We start from the raw sequence: 17,121 nt of genomic DNA on the forward strand, positions 1-17,121 counted from the left end.
CCGCATGGGCCATCACAGCCTTCTCGGCACGCTGGCGCATCGCTTCGCGCTGCTTCTCTTCGTTCTCTTCGCGCTGTTTCCGCTCTACTGGCTGGTGAAGGTCTCGGTGACGCCGAACGACCTCATGTATTCGGAAGGCGTGCGGATGTGGCCCTCGCGCACGAGCCTTGAGCATTTCCGCTTCGTCTTGGAGAACTCCAACTTCCCGCTCTTCTTTCGCAACAGCCTGATCGTCTCGCTCTCGACGGCCGCCATCGTCACGGTGATCGCGGCCTTCGGCGGTTACGCGTTCTCGCGCTTCGCCTTTCGCGGCAAGATGTGGATCACCGGCCTTCTGCTCGTCACGCAGATGTTTCCGCTGGTGATGCTGATCGCGCCGATCTTCCGCATGCTCTCGCCGCTCGGCCTTACCAACTCGCTGACCGGCCTTATCCTCGTTTACACCACGTTCAACGTGCCCTTCGCCATCTTCCTGATGCAGAGCTTCTTCGACGGCATTCCGAGGGATTTGGAGGAGGCCGCGCAGATCGACGGGGCGAGCCGCTTCCAGGCGTTTCGCGAGATCATCGTGCCCCTCACCCTGCCCGGCATGGCGGCGACGCTCGGCTTCGTCTTCACCGCCGCCTGGAGCGAGCTTCTCTTCGCGCTCATGCTGGTGTCGAAGGTGGACGCCTCGACCTTCCCCGTAGGGCTCCTGTCCTTCGTCTCGAAGTTCGGCGTCGATTTCGGGCAGATGATGGCCGCCGGCGTGCTCGCGCTCATTCCCGCCGTCCTGTTCTTCCTCCTCATCCAGCGCTTCCTCGTGCAGGGCCTGACGGCCGGCGCGGTCAAAGGCTGAAGGATTTCCCATGGCTGCCATCGACATCCGCTCCGTCCACAAGGCCTATGGGCCGCTCACCATCCTGCGCTCGGTCGACCTGTCGATCCGCGCCGGAGAGTTCATCGTGCTGGTCGGCCCGTCCGGCTGCGGAAAATCGACCCTGCTGCGCATGATCGCGGGGCTGGAGGAGGTGACGGGCGGCGAGATCGCCATTGCCGGAAACCGCGTCAACGAGCTGCCGCCCAAGGACCGGAACCTCGCCATGGTGTTCCAGTCCTACGCGCTCTACCCGCATATGTCGGTCAGCGGAAACATGAGCTATGCGCTGCGCCTGAAGAAGACGCCGAAGGAGCGCATTCTCTCCGCCGTGTCCGGCGCGGCCGAGAAGCTCGGCCTCACCAAGTTGATCGACCGGCGACCCAAGGCCCTATCGGGCGGGCAGCGCCAGCGCGTCGCCATGGGGCGGGCCATCGTGCGCCAGCCCCAGGCCTTCCTGTTCGACGAGCCGCTGTCCAATCTCGACGCGCGCCTGCGCGAGCACATGCGCGCGGAGATCAAGAAGCTGCATCAGGAACTGGGCGCCACCTCGATCTACGTCACGCACGACCAGATCGAGGCCATGACGCTGGCGGACCGGATCGTCGCCATGGAGGGCGGCGAGATCCGCCAGATCGGCTCGCCGCTCGATCTCTACGAACGCCCGGCCAACCGCTTCGTCGCCGGCTTCATCGGCTCGCCTGCCATGAACTTCCTGGAAGGACGCGTGCGGCGCGTCGGCGACGAGGTGTTTCTCGATCTCGGCGAAAAACGCCGCGTGCCCTTGCCCGCCACGGTCTCGGCCCCGGAGGGCACGCCGCTGACCCTTGGCGTGCGGCCCGAACACGTGCTGATCGGCGAAAGCACGGAAGGCTCCGGCCTCGACTGTCCGGTGGAGCTGGTGGAGCCGACCGGCATGGGCACGATCGTCCATTGCGATCTCGGCGGCGTTTCGGTGAAGGCCTTCGTGCCCGGCGTCAGCCGGCTTCGGGCCGGCGACCACGTGCCGATGCGCCTTGCCCCCGGCCATCTCCACCTTTTCGCGGCCGATGGCGGGGCGCGGCTGAACTAAGCGAGGAGCACCGCCTTCAACGCGCGCACCGTCGCCTCGTCGGTGCGCCGATCCCCCTTGCCGGCAAAGCCCAGCCGCTCGGCGGCGCGGCTGCGCAGCGTGGCCGGCGCCGAGCAGGAGGCGTGGACCTCTTGGATCGGAAGCCGACCGAGGAGACCCGGCAGCGTCGCGAGCGTGACGCCCGAGCCCGGCATGATCGCGATACGCCCGCCCGCCCGTTCGAACAGGCGCTCCAGAACCGAGATGCCGTCCGGCGCCGATCGCGCGCCGCCCGAGGTCAGCACGCGCTCGAAGCCGAGGTCGATCGCCTCTTCCAGCGCCGTTTCGAAATCGGGAGCGGTCAAGTCGAAGGCGCGGTGCAGCGTCCTGCCGAGCCCGGCCGAGGCCGCCGCCAGCCGTTCCAAGAGCGCCAGATCGAGCCGCCCGTCCGCCTGCCCGGCCCCGAGCACAACACCGGCAAGACCCGCCTCTCGCGCCGCCTCAATGTCGCGCAGCATGCTATCGGCCTCGCTTTCGGAAAACACGAAGTCGCCGCCGCGCGGCCGGATCATCGCATAGACCGGAACGGGCGCCCCGGCCGCCAGACGCATGAAGCCCTCAGAGGGCGTCAAGCCGCCCAGCGCCAGGGCGGAGCACAGCTCGATCCGGTCGGCCCCGCCACGGATCGCCGCTTCGAGCCCGGCGGGATCGTCGACGCAGACCTCCAGAAGCCGCGAGGCGCCTGCCCCGCTCACAGCGTTTCCGTCACCTTGCTGAGCTTGGCCGGCCGGTCCGGGTCGTGCCCGCGTCGGCGCGCCAGCGCTTCCGCCATGGCATAGAAGGCCGCGATCATCGGGATCGGGTCGGTCACGCCATGTCCTGTGGCCACCGAGGGCAGGTCGCGCCCTTCGCCGACCGTGAAGACCGCCCCGCCGAACCCGCGCAGCCGCTCCAGCGCTTCCAGGCTCGACGCTTCGGCCGCGTCGCGCGGCACGAAGGCGAGCACCGGCACGTCCGGCCCGATCAGCTGCATCGGCCCGTGCGCGACCTCGGCGGCGGAAAAGGCCTCGGCATGAAGCCCCGCCGTTTCCTTGCATTTCAGCGCCGCTTCCAGCGCGATGGCGAAGGCCGGTCCGCGCCCGACGGTGAAGAGCGAATGCGCCGTCACGAGCCGCTCCAGCGCGGGCGTCCAGTCCGCGCGCACGCTGCGGGCGATCGCGGCCGGTAGGTCCCGCACCGCGCGCTCCAGCGCCTCGTCGCCGCTCCAGACGGCGGTGATCGCGGCGGCCGCCGCGACGGAGGCGATGAAGCTCTTGGTCGCCGCGACGCTGCGCTCCTCACCGGCATGAAGCGGAATGACGATGTCGGCGCCCTCGGCCAGCGGCGAATCCGTCTGGTTGAGAAGCGCGACGGCGAGCGCCCCGCCGCGCTTGGCGTTGGCCTGGAGGGCCAAGATGTCCGGGCTCTTGCCCGATTGCGAGATGGACAGGACCACGCCGCCCGGAAGGCGCAGCTGCGCGCCGTAGACCGAGGCGATGGACGGGCCGACCGAGGCGACCGGCAGGCCGCAGGACATTTCCACGGCATATTTCAGGAAGCTCGCCGCATGGTCGGACGAGCCGCGCGCGCAGGTGACGACGGCGGCCGGCGGCATCATGCGCAGGCGCAGGCCGAGCTCGGTGATGGCCTGCCCCTCGCGCTCCAGAAGCCGCGCGACCACCTCGGCCGCCTCCTCCGTCTCCCGCCGCATGAAGGTCACGAGTGTCTCGCTCATGCGCTAGTCCTCACTTTACCGCGCCGACCGACAGGCCGCGCACGAGATAACGCTGCAGCCAGGCGAAGGCGATGGCGACCGGGATCGTGGCGACGAAGGTCGCCGCCATGACATGGTGCCATTCCACGGTGTAGCGCCCTGCCACCAGCGAAAAGATCTGGATCGGCAGGGTGTAGCTCGACTGCGAGCGCAGCATGGTCAGCGCGATGACGAACTCGTTCCATGCGTTGATGAAGGCGAAGATCGCCGTCACCACGATGGCCGGCACGGCCAGCGGCAGGAAGACCGAGACCAGCGTGCGCCAGCGGCTGGCGCCTTCCATCCAGGCCGCCTCCTCCAGATCGCGCGGGATGGTGGCGAAATAGCTCTGCAGCATCCAGACCGTGAAGGCGATGTTGAAGGCGCCGTAGACCAGCGACACGGCGCTGACATTGTCGATCAGCCCGGCCCAGGCGATGAGCCGGAACAGACCGATCACCAGGACGATGGGCGAGAGCATCTGCGTGATGATCAGAAACACCCGGAACGCACCCTGCCCCCGGAAGCGGAACCGCCCCAGCGCATAGGCTGCCGGGATCGACACGAGCAGCGCGGCCAGCGTCGAGACCACCGAGACGATCAGCGAATTGAGAAGCGCCGGGCCGAAATTCGTCGCGCCCCACATGGTCACGAAATTCTCGAAGGCGAGCCGCGAAGGCCACCAGGTCGGGTTCAGAACCTCGTTCTGGGGTTTGAGCGCCGTGATCCCCATCACCGCGAAGGGAAACAGGCCCGCCACCACGAAGGGCAGGAGGATCAGCCAGCAGACCAGGCTGCGCTTCAGCTTGCCGTCCATCTCAGGCCTCCCGCCGCATCGACAGGCGGACATAGACGAGCGTGAACACGAGCAGGATCGCGAACATCACCAGCGACACGGCCGAGGCCTCGCCGAGCTTTCCCAGCCGGAAGCCCATCTTGTAGAGATAGGTCACGAGAATGTCGGTCGAATTGGCCGGGCCGCCCTGCGTCGTCGCCCAGATGATCGGGAAGGAGTTGAACACGTAGATCGTGTTCAGGATCATCGCGATGTTGAGGAAGGGTTTCAGGAGCGGCAGCGTGATGGTGCGAAACATCGTCCAACGCCCCGCCCCTTCCAGCGCCGCCGCCTCGTATAGATCGTCCGGGATCGCCGAAAGGCCGCCGAGCAGGATCGTCACCGTGAAGGGCACAGTCACGATCACCGCGATGAAGATCTGCATGGGGAAGGCGGTGGACGCCTCCGCCAGCCATTGGATGTTCGTGCCGATGATCCCCATGCCCATCAGGGCCGAGTTCAGCATCCCGCTTTCGCCCGACAGCGCCCAGCGCCAGACGATCGCCGTCATGGTCAGCGACACCGCCCAGGGCAGCATCACGAGAACCCGCGCCAGCCCGCGCCCGTGAAAATCCTCGTTCAGCACCAGCGACACCGGGATCGCCGTCAAAAGCGCCCCGCCCACCACGCACACCGTCCAGACCAGCGTCCGCCACAGGCTCGCGATGAAGTTCGGGTCGTTCCACAGCGCCTCGAAATTCGCCAGCCCGACGAAATCGCGCAGCTGCCCGAAGCGGTTCACGCTGTGGCTCGCGATCTCGGAGAGTTCCACGATCGGCCAGACCACGATCGCCAGGGCCAGACACAGGCTCGGCGCGATCATCAGATAGGGCAGTATCGGCCGCTCGGCGGTCATGCGCGCTCCTTGAGGCTGTGGGCGTGGGTGTTTGCGGGGCTGCCGCCCCGATCCCCGCCCGGGAACGAGTTCCCGGACCCTTCCATTCTTTTGGGACTTCTTTTCCCAACCCGGGGAGGGCCAGCGGCCCTTCCCGGGTTGGGACACATGCCAAGAGAAGGAGGGGTCCAGGGGAAATCATTTCCCCTGGCAGGGGGTGCGGGGGACGGCGTCCCCCGCGAACGCCTCTGCCTACTGCTTCAGGATCGCGTCCGCCTTTTCGGCGGCGGCCTTGAGGGCCGGCTCGACCTCTTCCTTGCCGAGATAGATGCTCTGCAGGGCATTGGAGGTGAGGTCGGCGATTTCCTCCCAGCCGGGGATGACGGGCGCGAAGCGCGCGTCGGGCAGGAGGCTGGTGAAGACCTTGAGGTCGGCGCTGTCGGTGAAGTGCTTATCCTGCGCTTCTTCCTTTTCAACCGGCAGGAAGCCTTCGTTGACGGTGAAGGCGACGCGCTGCGGGGTCTGGAACAGGAAGTCGAGGAATTTGAACGCCTCGTCCTTGTTCTTGGAATTCTGGAACATGATGATCGAGTCGGTCACGCCGTAGGTGCCCTTGTCGCCCTTCGGACCGGCGGGAATGCCGGTGACGCCGTATTGGAGCTTCGGCGCCTCGTCGCGGATCTGGTTGGACAGGAAGGGCGCGGTGATGACCATGCCGAGCTTGCCCTGCTTGAAGAGGTTCTGCGTGTCCTCGCGCGAATAGGAGGTGACGCCGGGCTGGGTCGCCTTCTCGTCGATCAGGCGCTTGTAGAGCTTGGCCGCTTCGGCAGCTCCGGCCGAGGAGAGGCCGGACTTGCCGTCCTCGACGATCTCGGCTCCGTGCGACCACATGGCATAGTAGTAGTAGACGTCGGTCTCGATTTCCTTGCCCTGCAGGCCGAAGCCGTAGACCCCATCGCCCAGCGCGGAGATCTTCTTGGCGGCGTCTTCCAGCTCGGCCCAAGTCTTGGGCGGGTTGGCGACACCGGCCTTCTGGAAGAGATCCTTGTTGTAGTACATGGCGCGGGCCGAGGCGGCGATCGGCAGGCCGTAGGTCTTGTCGTCCATGACGGACGGCGTGAGGAAGGTCGAAATGAACCGGTCCTTGAAGGCCTGGTCCATGTAGCCGTCGAGCGGCTCGGCGATGCCCTGGCTCACGAAGTCGAGCAGCCAACGCGTGCCGATGATGGAAAGGTCGGCATTGGTGCCGGCCGAGATGTCGGTGGTCAGCTTCTGCTGAAGGCTGTCCCAGGGCACGACTTCGATCTGAATGTCGGTGCCGGGATTGGCGGTCTCGAAGTCCTTGGCCACCTTCTCGAAATAGGGGCCGGTCTTGGCGGAATACTCCGCCACCGTGACGCGCACGGTGCCGGCCTCGGCCGCAGCGGACAGCGCCAGAAGGGCGACGCCGGAGAGAGCGACGCGAACGGTGCGTTGGGCCCAGTGAGATGCGATGCGCATGCGATCCGATCCTCCTTCGCGGCGCGGGCCGATCGTTCGGCTCCCTTGCCAATGACGAACGGTCTGATCTTTTCGAATGTAAATCTTTTTCGCAAGCGCAATTTATGGGCAGGATGACCGGTTTTTTCCGTTGCTTTTTTTCATTTTGACGAACAGCATCGGTCCGACCCTCATCCGCTTCGAGACGCCATGTCGGATTCCTCCTCTCCTCTTGTGGTCATCACCGGCGCCTGCGGCGGCATCGGCGCCGCGCTGGTCGAGCGGTTCGGCCGGAGCGGCGCGCGGCTGGTGTTGTGCGATCTCGACCCGGCCGCGCTGGAGCGCGTGACCCATCCCGCCGTCGCGCTGCGCCTCGGCTTCGACCTTGCCGACCCCGCCGCCTGCCGCGCGGCGGCGGCGCGCATCGAACGGGACGTCGGCGTGCCCGACATCTTCGTCTCCAACGCCGGCTGGACGCGGGCCGAAACGCTGGCGACCACCGACGACGAGGCCTGGCGGCACGAGCTGGCCGTGAACCTCACCGGCACGCGCGATCTGGCGACGCCGCTGCTCGGCGCCATGCGGGCGCGGGGTTCGGGAGCCTTCGTCTTCGTTTCCTCGGTCAACGCGCTCGGTCATTACGGCAACCCCGCCTATTCCGCCGCCAAGGCCGGGCTTCTGGCCTATATGCGGGCGATCGCTGTCGAGGCGGGGCCGGACGGGGTGCGGGCCAACGCGGTTTGCCCCGGCTCGGTGCGCACGCCCGCCTGGGACCATCGCTTTGCCGAGAAGCCCGACCTTCTCGGCCGCATCGCGCCGCTCTATCCGCTTCGCCGCATGGTGACGCCGCAGGAAGTGGCCGAGGCCGTGTTCTTCCTCGCCTCGCCCCTCAGCTCCGGCATCACCGGCGTCGCGCTGCCGGTGGATGCGGGGCTGGGCGCCGGCAATCCGACCTTCGTCGAGGCTATTTCCTAGGAGCCCCCATGGCCGAACTCAGCCTTCACGCCCTGAAGAAACGCTACGGGCCGCTCGACATCCTGCATGGGCTCGATCTCGAGGTGCGCGACGGCGAGTTCATCGTGCTGGTCGGTCCATCCGGCTGCGGCAAGTCCACGCTTTTGCGCATGATCGCCGGGCTCGACACGGTGACTTCGGGCGAGCTGCGCATCGCGGGAAAGCGTGCCAACGACGTGGCGCCGCAGAAGCGCAACATCGCGATGGTGTTCCAGTCCTACGCGCTGTTTCCGCATATGAGCGTGCGCGACAACATCCTCTACGGCCCCAAGGTGCGCGGCGACGATGCCGGCGTGACAGAGGCGCGGCTGAAGAAGGCCGCCGAAATCCTCAATCTCGGTCCCTATCTCGACCGCAAGCCGGCGCAGCTTTCGGGCGGCCAGCGCCAGCGCGTCGCCATGGGTCGTGCGATCATGCGCGAGCCCGACCTGTTCCTGTTCGACGAGCCCCTGTCCAATCTCGACGCGCAGCTGCGCATGCAGATGCGCACCGAGATCAAGGCGCTGCACCAGACGCTGGGCTCCACCATCGTCTATGTCACGCACGACCAGATCGAGGCCATGACCATGGCCGACCGGATCGTGGTGATGAATGCCGGGCGGATCGAGCAAGTCGGCGCCCCGCTGGAGCTCTACGACCGGCCGGCCAACACGTTCGTCGCGGGCTTTCTCGGCTCGCCGCCGATGAACCTCCTGCCGGCGCAGCGCGGCGCGGACGGGCGGCTCGCCATGCCGGCCGGCATTACCCTTCCGCTGGCGCCCGAATCCAGCGGCGCGGAGTTCCTGGTCGGCATCCGGCCCGAGCGCTTCCGCCGCGCCAGCGATGGCGCCGGCCTGCCGCTGCGCGTCGGCGTGGTGGAGCCGACGGGCGCGGAAACCCATGTCTTCGGCACGATCGGCGAGACGGCGGTGCGCGTCGTCCTGTCCGAGCGCGTGGCGGCCCGGCCCGGCGAGACGCTGCCGCTGGAGGTTTCGCCGGACGACTGCCACCTGTTCGAGGCGGCCAGCGGTCGGCGCGTCGAAAGGGCGCTCGCCGCGTGAGGCCGGGCGGGCCGCGCCCCGCCGGGGCCGCACCCGGCTTCGACGTCATCGCTCGCCTGCGCCGTCTGGCGGAGGGCGGCACCAAGATGGAGAAGCGCCTTGCGGCCTTCGTGCTCGACAACGCGCGCCTCGCCTCCACCGGCACGATCGCCGAGATCGCCGAGCGCTGCGGCACGTCAGAGCCGACCGTCACGCGCTTTGCCCGCGCGCTCGGCTGCGCCGGCACGGCCGATTTCAAGTTTCGGCTGGCGCAGGCGCTGGCGCGCGGCGAGGCCTATCTCGGCGCCGCCACCACCGGCGAGCCGGGCGGCGAGCGCACGCAGGCGCTGGACACGATCTATGACGGCGCGGTCAGCGCCCTCGCCCGCCTTCGCACCGGGCTCGACGCGGCGGTTGTCGAGCGCATGGCGCTGCGCCTTGCCAACAGCCGCCGCATCCTTGCCTTCGGCTCGGGCGGCACGTCCTCCATGATGGCGCGCGAACTGGAGAATCGCTTGTTTCGCTTGGGGCTCGACATCCGGGCCGAGACGGACGGGCAGATGCAGCGCATGCTGGCGAGCGTCGCCGGGCCCGGCACGGTGGTTCTGGCCCTTTCCGTGTCCGGCCAGGGGCGCAGCGTCGTGGAAGCGGCCGCGATCGCGCGCGGCTACGGCGCCGAAACGCTGGCGATCACCGCGCCCGGCTCGCCGCTGGCGGCAAGCGCCGACGCGGCGCTGCATCTTCCCGCCTGCGAGGACGGCAATCTCTACAAGCCGAGTTCGGGCCGCTATGCCTTTCTGGCGCTGGTCGACATCCTGGCGCTCGCGACAGCCGAGGCGATCGGCCCGCGCCTGTTCGAAGGGCTGCGCCGCATCCGCCAGAATCTCAACACCCATGCCGCGCCCGACCCGGCCCTGCCGATCGGCGACTGAGAAAGCCCTCCCATGACCCTCGACGACATCGACACGCCCGCCGTCCTGATCGACCTCGCCAAGGCCGAGGCGAACCTGAAGCGCGCGCAGGACTATGCCGATCAAAACGGCCTGACGCTGCGCCCGCATATCAAGACGCACAAGCTGGTGCGCTTTGCCCGGCGGCAGGTGGAACTGGGAGCGGCCGGCATCACCTGTCAGAAGATCGGCGAGGCCGAGGTCATGGCCGATGGCGGCCTCACCGACATTCTCCTGCCCTACAACATTCTTGGCGCCTCGAAGCTAGAACGGCTGAAGGCGCTGGCCCGGCGTGTCACGCTGAAGGTGACAGCCGACAGCGCCGAAACCGTCGAGGGGTATTCCGCCGCCTTCGCCGGCGAGGCCGAGCCGTTGACGGTTTTGGTGGAATGCGACACGGGCGGCGGGCGTTGCGGCGTGCAGAGCGCGGCCGAGGCCATGGCCTTGGCCAAGACGATCAGTGCTGCAAAGGGCCTTCGCTTCGGAGGCCTGATGACCTACCCCGCCAAGGGCGGCACGGAGGCGAGCAATCGCTGGCTGGCCGAGGCGCGGCGCCTTCTGGAGGCGGCGGGGCTTTCGCCCACAGTCGTGACGACGGGCGGCACGCCCGATCTCTGGCGAGCGGCCGAGGTGAGCGCGGCCAACGAATATCGCCCCGGCACCTATATCTATCTCGACCGGTTCCAGGTGGCGGAGGGTGTCGGCACGGTGGACGAGTGCGCGCTCACCGTGCTCGCCACCGTCGTCTCGCGCCCGACCGAGACCCGCGCCATTCTCGACACCGGCTCCAAGGCGCTGACCTCCGACCTTCTCGGCATGGAAGGCTTTGGTCTGGTTCTCGAATATCCCGATGCCAAGCTCGTTTCGCTTTCCGAAGAGCACGGGACGCTGGACCTCACCAACAGCGCGGCCAAGCCCAAGGTCGGCGAGCGCGTGCGCATCCTGCCCAACCATTGCTGCCCCGTCACCAATCTCTTCGACGAGGTCGTGCTCGTTCATCCCGGCGGCGAGGTCGAGATCGCCCCGGTCGACGCGCGCGGCCGCCTTCGATGACAAGGACCCGACCCCATGCTCCCGACCGAAAACCCCTTTCCGCCCGGCGATGCCGACCGCCATTTCCTCTGGCAGATGCTGGTGGAGCGGGACATCGACGCCTTTCTCGCCGCCGACTGGGGAATGGTGGACGGCGACTTCGCGCATGATCGCTTCTTCGGCCTCCACGCGCACAAGTCGGAGATCCCCGATTCCTGGCGCCTCGCCTTTCCGACGCTGGAATCCTATCGCGACGAATGGCTGCGGCAGGCCGAGAGCGCCAAGCTCACGCGCTATGCCGAGCCGGTGCGCGAGGCGCTGTTTCGCGCCACGAACCTGCGCGACATCGACATTTCGGGCGACCGGGCCGTGGCGCACAAGAAGTTCGACGGCACGGTGGCGCTGGAGGGCGGCGGCGTCGAGGTGCTCAGCTGGCAGACGCTTTACTTCGCCAGCCGGATCGACGGACGCTGGAAGCTGACCGGCTTCGTCGGCTACATGCCCTTCCCGCTCGGCCGCGCCCGCACGGCGTGAGGAAACGGGGCGGCTTTTGGGCCGCCCCCGATCGCATCGAGGATCGCCCTTCCGCCGGCCGGGCCATCCCACGAAAGCTGTCGGTCGCCCCGTAAAGTGAGGGGTCGCTTGCGTCATCTCGCGCCGCGTCCCCCCTTGTGCGCCCCATGGGTCTGCCGGGCTGAAGGCGAGAGGTTCCCGGCAGGGTCCGCCGAATGGGCGCCGCGAAGGGATCACGGCTTCGCGAGGCACCGCCCAATCCGCAGAACGCCCGTCCGCACCGGCGCTTAGCCGTTGCCGATCGCCTCGCGCGCCATACCCTTTCCCGGCAGGTCCGGCCCCGGCCGGCGCGAGGCGATCCTGCGACGTGAAGGCCGGACATGACGCACAGTTCCATCCCTTATTGCGGCTTAGCCCCGGCTCCGGCCGATCTTCTTCTCGCCTGGAATCTCGACCCGGTCTTGCTGGCGCTCCTGTGTCTTGGCCTGGCGCTCGGCTGGCGGCATCTCGGCCGCACGGAGAATCCGGGCCGGGCGCGGCGCTTCCACGCGCTCGCCTTCGCCGTCGTGTTTCTCGCCTTCGTCTCGCCGCTCTGCGCGCTGTCCTCGGCGCTGTTCTCGGCGCGCGTCGCCCATCATCTCCTGTTGATCGCCCTTGCCGCGCCGCTTCTGGCGCTGGCCTGGCCGGGGCGACGCGCTTCGCTGCCGGGCCTCTGCGCGCTGGCGCTTCTCCATGTGGTTCTGGTCTGGGTCTGGCATGCGCCCGCGCCCTATGCGGCGGCACTGTCCAGCGACGCGCTCTATTGGCTCATGGAGCTGACGCTGCTCGGCTCCGGCGTGCTTCTCTGGCGCGCGCTGCTCGCGCCCGGCGCGCCGCTCGCCCGCGTGCTCCTCGTCCATCTCTGCATCGTAGCGCAGATGGGCCTCCTCGGCGCGCTCATCACCTTCGCCCCCGCTCCGCTCTACGCCCCGCATGTCCTGACGACCGAGGCTTTCGGACTTTCGGCGCTGGAGGACCAGCAGCTCGCCGGGCTCCTCATGTGGGTGCCGGCGAACCTGCCCTATCTCCTGGCCGCCCTGCTGGCGCTCGGGCTCCATCTTCGCACCGAGGAGCGCGCGGCTTGATTCTCGTCTGGATGAAGAGCCTCCACATCGCCGCCCTGGTGGTCTGGTGCGGCGGGCTGCTGCTCATGCCCATTCTCATGAACCAGCGCGAGGCGGCCGGCGCCGGCCCGCCGCTGCACCGGCTCCATGCCTTCACGCGCTTCGCCTATATCGTCGTGGTCTCGCCGGCCGCCTTTCTCGCCATCGGCTCGGGCACGGCGCTGATCCTGATGCGCGAGGTCTTCACCGTCTGGTTCGCGGTGAAGCTGCTCTTCGTCGGCGTGCTCACGGCGCTCCATGTCTGGACCGGGCTGGTGATCCTGTCGCTCTTCGAGGAGGGCCGGCATTTTCGAACCTGGCGCATGGTCTCGGGGCTCGGCGCGCTGTCGCTGACGCTGCTCGCCATTCTCTATCTGGTTCTGGCCAAGCCCGCGATCGATCTCGCCCTTCTGCCGGAGATGCTGCATCGGCCCGGCGCGTTGGGCGAGCTCGGGCACCACGTCATTCGTCGTCTGACACCATGATGCCGACGCCATGATGCAGGATCAGCTTGCCGCCATGCCAGCCCGCCAGCCCCGTGAGCCCGCCGCCGAGAACCGAAAGGAACAGGCCGAGCGGCAGCACGGCCTCGGGCTGCGTCAGCCGCAGGCCCCAGTTCATGCCGAGCACCGAGATCAGGGACATGGCGGCGATGGCGTGCGTCCAGCTCGCCGCCCGCGCGCGAATGCCGGGCACGAAGATCAGCTCCATCGTGCCGACCACGCCGGCCGCGACGCCCGTCAGGAAGGCGAAGCCCGCCGCCCAGAGGCTGCATCGCACCCAGAACGGATCAGCCGACCACCAGTAGAACACGTCGCAGCCGAGCGTCGCGATGGCGAGCGCGATCGGGAAATGCACGGCCATGGCGTGGATGGGATGGCCGGCGACGGCGATGGCCGAGGAAATGTCCTTTTCCGCCACCTTGCTGATGACCGGGCTGACGCCGGCGCCGGAAGAGGAGTTCGCTTGGCTCATGTCGTGACCTCGGCCTCGGGGCGGAAAGGGCGCGTCCTCGCGCCGGCTTTCGCTTCACTTGGGCTTTCCGGCTGCGCCGGCAAGCTGTCGATCCTCGACCCCGCCGGTCCCGCCGCCCAGTCCACCGCCCTTCTCTGGTGGGTCATGTTCGCCGGAGCCCTGGCCATCATGGCTCTGGTGCTGGGTCTCGTCGGCTTCGCCTTCCTCAAGCCCGGCTGGGGCCGCGACATCCCGCCCCGTCGCTGGCTGGTCTGGGGCGGTCTCGCCTTTCCCGGCGTCGTGCTGAGCGCGCTTCTCGTCTTCGCGCTGGCGACCGGCGAGCGGCTTCTCGCCCATCCCGGCCGGCCGGGCCTCGTGAGGGTGGAGGCGCTACCGCATCAATGGGCCTGGGAGTTCCGCTATCCCGGCCAGAGCGGCTCGACGTCGGGGGTCCTGCACCTGCCCGCCGGCCAGCCGGTGGATGTCGCGGTGATCGGAACCGACGTCATCCATGCCTTCTGGGTGCCGCGCCTCGCAGGCAAGATCGACGCCATTCCCGGCCACGTGAATGTGATCCGCCTCCAGGCCGACCGGCCTGGCACCTATGGCGGCGTCTGCGCGGAGTTCTGCGGCGTCGGCCATGCCGAGATGAGCTTTTCCGTCCTCGCCCATCCGCCGGAAAGCTACGGCGCGGCCCTGGCCGCAGCCCTTTCGCTGGCAACAACCGCTCAGCCAGAACCTCAGGAGACCCAGCCTTGAGCGAGACCCGCGCCGCCTCGACGCCCCTCTCGCCCGTCGCCCTGCATCAGGGGCTGGACCGCATCTGGAGCACGCCGAAGGGCTGGGGTCGGCTGTCGGCGGTGAACCACACGGTGATCGGCCGGCGCTTCATCATCGCCGCCTTCATCTTCTTCGCCATCGGTGGCCTGCTCGCCATGCTGATCCGCGCCCAGCTCGCCACGCCGCACAGCGGCTTCGTCGGGCCGGCGCTCTACAACCAGATATTCACCATGCACGGCACGGTGATGATGTTCCTCTTCGCCATCCCGATGTTCGAGGGCGTGGCGATGTATTTCCTGCCCAAGATGCTGGGCGCGCGCGACCTTGCCTTTCCCCGCCTCTCGGCGCTCGGCTTCTGGTGCTACGTCTTCGGCGGGTCGATCCTGATCGTAGCGCTCCTGACGGGCTATGCCCCCGATTCCGGCTGGTTCATGTACACGCCGCTGTCTTCGGGCAAGCATTCGCCGGGCATCAATGCCGATGTCTGGCTGCTCGGCATCACCTTCGTCGAGATTTCCGCCATGGGCGCGGCGATCGAGCTGACCGTCTCGATCCTGAAGCTGCGCGCGCCGGGCATGAGTCTCGCCCGCATGCCGCTCTTCGCCTGGTACATCCTCGTCACCGCCGGCATGATGCTGGTCGGCTTTCCCCCGCTCATCCTCGGCTCCATCCTCCTGGAGCTGGAGCGCGCCTTCGACCTGCCCTTCTTCGACCCCGCGCGCGGCGGCGATCCGCTTCTCTGGCAGCATCTCTTCTGGCTGTTCGGGCACCCGGAGGTCTACATCATCTTCCTGCCGGCGGCGGGCGTCATCTCCACCATCCTGCCGGTTCTCGTCGGCCGGCCGATCCTGGGCTATTCCTGGATCGTCGTGGCGGTGACGGCCATGGGCTTCCTGTCCTTCGGCCTCTGGGTCCACCACATGTTCACGGTGGGCATCCCGCATCTGGCGCAGGGCTTCTTCTCGGCCGCCAGCGTCCTCGTCGCCGTGCCGACCGGCATCCAGATCTTTCTCTGGATCGGAACGATGATGGCGGGCCGGCCAAAGCTCACCGTGCCGATGCTCTATCTCCTCGGCTTCTTCTTCGTCTTCGTCTGCGGCGGCCTCACCGGCGTCATGCTCGCCATCGTGCCCTTCGACTGGCAGGTCCACGACACGCAATTCGTCGTGGCGCACATGCATTACGTGCTGGTCGGCGGCTTCATCTTCCCCATGCTCGCAGCCGCCTATTACTGGTTGCCGCATTTCACCGGCCGCCAGCCGCTCTACAATGTCGGCACGCTGGCCTTCTGGCTGATCTTCATCGGCTTCAACGCCACCTTCCTGATCATGCACCTGACGGGGCTCTACGGCATGCCCCGGCGCTACTACACCTATGAGGCGGGCTACGGTTGGGGGGCGCTGAACCTCGTTTCCTCGATCGGCGGCTTCGTCATGACCATGGGCTTCGCGCTCTTTGCGGTGGACATGCTGTTCCAGTTCCGTCTCGGCCGGATCGCGCCGCGCAACCCCTGGCGTGCGGGCACGCTGGAATGGGCCACCGCGACGCCGCCGCCCTCCTACGCCTTCGCCTCGCTGCCCGACGTCACCTCGCGCGATCCGCTGCACGAGCGGCCCGATCTCGGACAGGAGCTGGCCGCGGGTGGTGGCTACCTCGCCGAGCCGCGCAACGGCTGGCAGGAAACGCTGGTGGTCTCGATGAACTCGGCGACGCCCCAGTCCATCGCCATCCTGCCCCGCCCGACCTTCCTGCCGCTCGCCACGGCGGCGGCGATCGGGCTTTTCGTCCTGTCGCTCCTGTTCAAGCTCTATTGGGCAGCCGCATTCCTGCCGATCGCGGTGCTCGCACTGTGCCTCGCTTGGACGCCGGCCTCCGGCGCGAAGGCCGATCTCGGCCCGGTGCCGGCCGGACGGGGCCTAGGCCTTCCCGTGCATTTCGAGGTGGAGCGACCGCTTTCCTGGTGGGCCATGGTGTTCCTGCTTCTGGCCAATGGCACGATCTTCGCCTCGCTCGTCTTCGGCACCCTATTTCTCTGGCTGGTCGCGCCGAACTGGCCGCCGCCGGGCGGGCTCGACCTTTCGCAGGGACGCCTCCTCCTGATCGGCTCGTTGGTGGTGGTCGCCGCGCTCGCCGCCCGGCTGGCGCAGCGCCCGCTTGGGCAGACGGGTCGGCCTTCGCTCCCGCTGCTGGTCGGCACGCTCGCGGCCGAGGCTCTGGCCGCCGGGCTGACGCTCGCCACACTGTTCGACGTGCCGACGCCGACGGGCCACGCGACCTTCGCCACGGTCTGCGCGCTGCTGGCCTATGTCGCGCTGCATGCAGTGCTGGGCGTGGTGTTCGCGGGCTTTGCCATCTGGCGGGTGATGGCGGGCTATGTCTCTGCCCGGCGCAGCGCCGATCTCGGCATCGGCTCACTGTGGCACGACTACACGGCGGTGTCCGGCCTCCTGGCGCTGCTTCTCGTCGCCGCCCTGCCCTTTCTCCTGCCGCTGCGGGGGAGTGTGGGATGATCGCCACCCGCTCGCTCTCGCTTCTCCTGCTGCTGGCCGGCTTCGTGATCTGGAGCTCGGCCTTCATCGCGCTCTATGCCGGGCTCTCGGTCGGCTGCGCCTTTGGCTGGGACCAGGCGCGTTTCGGCCCGGTGAGCCTGTTGCGAGCGCTCCTCGTCGGAATCTGGCTCCTGCATCTCCTGATGCTCGGCGCGCTCTGGCTTCTCTGCCGCCGCCGCGCCCGGCAAAGCGGCGAGGCCGAGCCCGACCGCTTCCTCGCCGCTGCCGCGCTGACCGCGAGTATCGCGGCCGTGGTGGTGACGCTCGTCAACTACGCGCCGATCCTCAACCTCACGATCTGCCTTTGAAACGAAAACGGC

At 68.1% G+C, this 17,121-nt stretch carries 18 protein-coding genes; 12 read left to right on the forward strand and 6 right to left on the reverse strand.

Annotated elements, in window-relative coordinates; translation table 11 throughout:
- Positions 1 to 4: 4 nt before the first annotated feature.
- Entirely contained in the window at positions 5 to 838 is an 834-nt protein-coding gene (locus M673_RS15935; RefSeq protein WP_061977067.1) for a carbohydrate ABC transporter permease, read from the forward strand.
- Between the two features lie 10 nt (positions 839 to 848).
- On the forward strand, positions 849 to 1,928 hold the full coding sequence (locus M673_RS15940) for an ABC transporter ATP-binding protein (protein WP_061977069.1): 1,080 nt from the start codon (positions 849 to 851) through the stop codon (positions 1,926 to 1,928).
- On the opposite strand, the gene M673_RS15945 is transcribed toward M673_RS15940, so the two are convergent.
- The 5 genes from M673_RS15945 to M673_RS15965 form a co-directional block, all read right to left on the reverse strand.
- On the reverse strand, positions 1,925 to 2,662 hold the full coding sequence (locus M673_RS15945; RefSeq protein ID WP_061977071.1) for a copper homeostasis protein CutC: 738 nt from the start codon (positions 2,660 to 2,662) through the stop codon (positions 1,925 to 1,927). The two genes, M673_RS15940 and M673_RS15945, sit on opposite strands and share 4 nt — an antisense overlap.
- Entirely contained in the window at positions 2,659 to 3,681 is a 1,023-nt protein-coding gene (locus M673_RS15950; RefSeq protein WP_061977074.1) for an SIS domain-containing protein, read from the reverse strand. The genes M673_RS15945 and M673_RS15950 overlap by 4 nt, the downstream gene beginning before the upstream one ends.
- Positions 3,682 to 3,691: 10 nt before the next feature.
- Positions 3,692 to 4,516, reverse strand: coding sequence for a carbohydrate ABC transporter permease (locus tag M673_RS15955; protein ID WP_061977076.1), 825 nt, complete (start codon positions 4,514 to 4,516; stop codon positions 3,692 to 3,694).
- A 1-nt stretch (position 4,517) separates the two neighbouring features.
- Positions 4,518 to 5,390 carry a carbohydrate ABC transporter permease gene (locus M673_RS15960; protein ID WP_061977078.1) on the reverse strand — a complete coding sequence of 291 codons (873 nt, stop codon included), beginning with the start codon at positions 5,388 to 5,390 and terminating at the stop codon, positions 4,518 to 4,520.
- A gap of 231 nt (positions 5,391 to 5,621) precedes the next feature.
- Positions 5,622 to 6,869 (reverse strand): ABC transporter substrate-binding protein, encoded by a 1,248-nt coding sequence (locus tag M673_RS15965; protein WP_061977080.1) that lies wholly within the window; start codon positions 6,867 to 6,869, stop codon positions 5,622 to 5,624.
- A 189-nt stretch (positions 6,870 to 7,058) separates the two neighbouring features.
- Between M673_RS15965 and M673_RS15970 the strand changes: the two genes are divergently transcribed.
- From M673_RS15970 to M673_RS16000, 7 genes are all read left to right on the forward strand, one after another.
- Positions 7,059 to 7,823: an SDR family oxidoreductase gene (locus M673_RS15970; protein ID WP_061977082.1), complete on the forward strand. Its 765-nt coding sequence runs from the start codon at positions 7,059 to 7,061 to the stop codon at positions 7,821 to 7,823.
- Between the two features lie 8 nt (positions 7,824 to 7,831).
- Positions 7,832 to 8,902, forward strand: a complete 1,071-nt coding sequence (locus tag M673_RS15975) for an ABC transporter ATP-binding protein (protein WP_061977084.1) — start codon at positions 7,832 to 7,834, stop codon at positions 8,900 to 8,902.
- Entirely contained in the window at positions 8,899 to 9,813 is a 915-nt protein-coding gene (locus tag M673_RS15980) for a MurR/RpiR family transcriptional regulator (protein WP_082639532.1), read from the forward strand. Before M673_RS15975 ends, M673_RS15980 begins: the two co-directional genes overlap by 4 nt.
- 12 nt (positions 9,814 to 9,825) lie before the next feature.
- Entirely contained in the window at positions 9,826 to 10,884 is a 1,059-nt protein-coding gene (locus tag M673_RS15985) for a D-TA family PLP-dependent enzyme (RefSeq protein ID WP_061977085.1), read from the forward strand.
- Positions 10,885 to 10,899: 15 nt separating this feature from the next.
- Positions 10,900 to 11,397 (forward strand): hypothetical protein, encoded by a 498-nt coding sequence (locus M673_RS15990; RefSeq protein WP_061977087.1) that lies wholly within the window; start codon positions 10,900 to 10,902, stop codon positions 11,395 to 11,397.
- A gap of 359 nt (positions 11,398 to 11,756) precedes the next feature.
- Complete coding sequence (locus tag M673_RS15995; RefSeq protein ID WP_061977089.1) at positions 11,757 to 12,500, forward strand: cytochrome c oxidase assembly protein; 744 nt, start codon at positions 11,757 to 11,759, stop codon at positions 12,498 to 12,500.
- Positions 12,497 to 13,003: a CopD family protein gene (locus M673_RS16000; RefSeq protein ID WP_061977091.1), complete on the forward strand. Its 507-nt coding sequence runs from the start codon at positions 12,497 to 12,499 to the stop codon at positions 13,001 to 13,003. Before M673_RS15995 ends, M673_RS16000 begins: the two co-directional genes overlap by 4 nt.
- Here the strand turns inward: M673_RS16000 and M673_RS16005 are convergent.
- The gene (locus M673_RS16005; RefSeq protein ID WP_061977093.1) at positions 12,981 to 13,493 is read right to left on the reverse strand and encodes a DUF2231 domain-containing protein; all 513 of its coding nucleotides are present in this window, start codon (positions 13,491 to 13,493) and stop codon (positions 12,981 to 12,983) included. The two genes, M673_RS16000 and M673_RS16005, sit on opposite strands and share 23 nt — an antisense overlap.
- On the opposite strand from M673_RS16005, the gene coxB reads away from it, so the two are divergent.
- The 3 genes from coxB to M673_RS16020 are packed head-to-tail and all read left to right on the forward strand — an operon-like array spanning position 13,485 to position 17,109.
- Positions 13,485 to 14,231, forward strand: a complete 747-nt coding sequence (coxB, locus tag M673_RS16010) for a cytochrome c oxidase subunit II (protein WP_244493286.1) — start codon at positions 13,485 to 13,487, stop codon at positions 14,229 to 14,231. The genes M673_RS16005 and coxB overlap by 9 nt on opposite strands.
- Complete coding sequence (gene ctaD, locus M673_RS16015) at positions 14,228 to 16,762, forward strand: cytochrome c oxidase subunit I (protein ID WP_061977096.1); 2,535 nt, start codon at positions 14,228 to 14,230, stop codon at positions 16,760 to 16,762. Before coxB ends, ctaD begins: the two co-directional genes overlap by 4 nt.
- A complete protein-coding gene (locus tag M673_RS16020) occupies positions 16,759 to 17,109 on the forward strand; it encodes a hypothetical protein (RefSeq protein ID WP_061977098.1) in 351 nt (116 codons plus the stop codon). Before ctaD ends, M673_RS16020 begins: the two co-directional genes overlap by 4 nt.
- Positions 17,110 to 17,121: the final 12 nt, after the last annotated feature.

Origin of the sequence: Aureimonas sp. AU20 (assembly GCF_001442755.1) — a bacterium.
Lineage (GTDB): Bacteria > Pseudomonadota > Alphaproteobacteria > Rhizobiales > Rhizobiaceae > Aureimonas.

Bases quoted from the DNA above. Each gene is read 5' to 3' on its own strand.
- M673_RS15935 (WP_061977067.1), top strand. From the start codon at position 5: ATGGGCCATCACAGCCTTCTCGGCACGCTGGCGCATCGCTTCGCGCTG.
- M673_RS15940 (WP_061977069.1), top strand. From the start codon at position 849: ATGGCTGCCATCGACATCCGCTCCGTCCACAAGGCCTATGGGCCGCTC.
- M673_RS15950 (WP_061977074.1), bottom strand. From the start codon at position 3,681: ATGAGCGAGACACTCGTGACCTTCATGCGGCGGGAGACGGAGGAGGCG.
- M673_RS15955 (WP_061977076.1), bottom strand. From the start codon at position 4,516: ATGGACGGCAAGCTGAAGCGCAGCCTGGTCTGCTGGCTGATCCTCCTG.
- M673_RS15960 (WP_061977078.1), bottom strand. From the start codon at position 5,390: ATGACCGCCGAGCGGCCGATACTGCCCTATCTGATGATCGCGCCGAGC.
- M673_RS15965 (WP_061977080.1), bottom strand. From the start codon at position 6,869: ATGCGCATCGCATCTCACTGGGCCCAACGCACCGTTCGCGTCGCTCTC.
- M673_RS15970 (WP_061977082.1), top strand. From the start codon at position 7,059: ATGTCGGATTCCTCCTCTCCTCTTGTGGTCATCACCGGCGCCTGCGGC.
- M673_RS15975 (WP_061977084.1), top strand. From the start codon at position 7,832: ATGGCCGAACTCAGCCTTCACGCCCTGAAGAAACGCTACGGGCCGCTC.
- M673_RS15985 (WP_061977085.1), top strand. From the start codon at position 9,826: ATGACCCTCGACGACATCGACACGCCCGCCGTCCTGATCGACCTCGCC.
- M673_RS15990 (WP_061977087.1), top strand. From the start codon at position 10,900: ATGCTCCCGACCGAAAACCCCTTTCCGCCCGGCGATGCCGACCGCCAT.
- M673_RS15995 (WP_061977089.1), top strand. From the start codon at position 11,757: ATGACGCACAGTTCCATCCCTTATTGCGGCTTAGCCCCGGCTCCGGCC.
- M673_RS16005 (WP_061977093.1), bottom strand. From the start codon at position 13,493: ATGAGCCAAGCGAACTCCTCTTCCGGCGCCGGCGTCAGCCCGGTCATC.
- M673_RS16020 (WP_061977098.1), top strand. From the start codon at position 16,759: ATGATCGCCACCCGCTCGCTCTCGCTTCTCCTGCTGCTGGCCGGCTTC.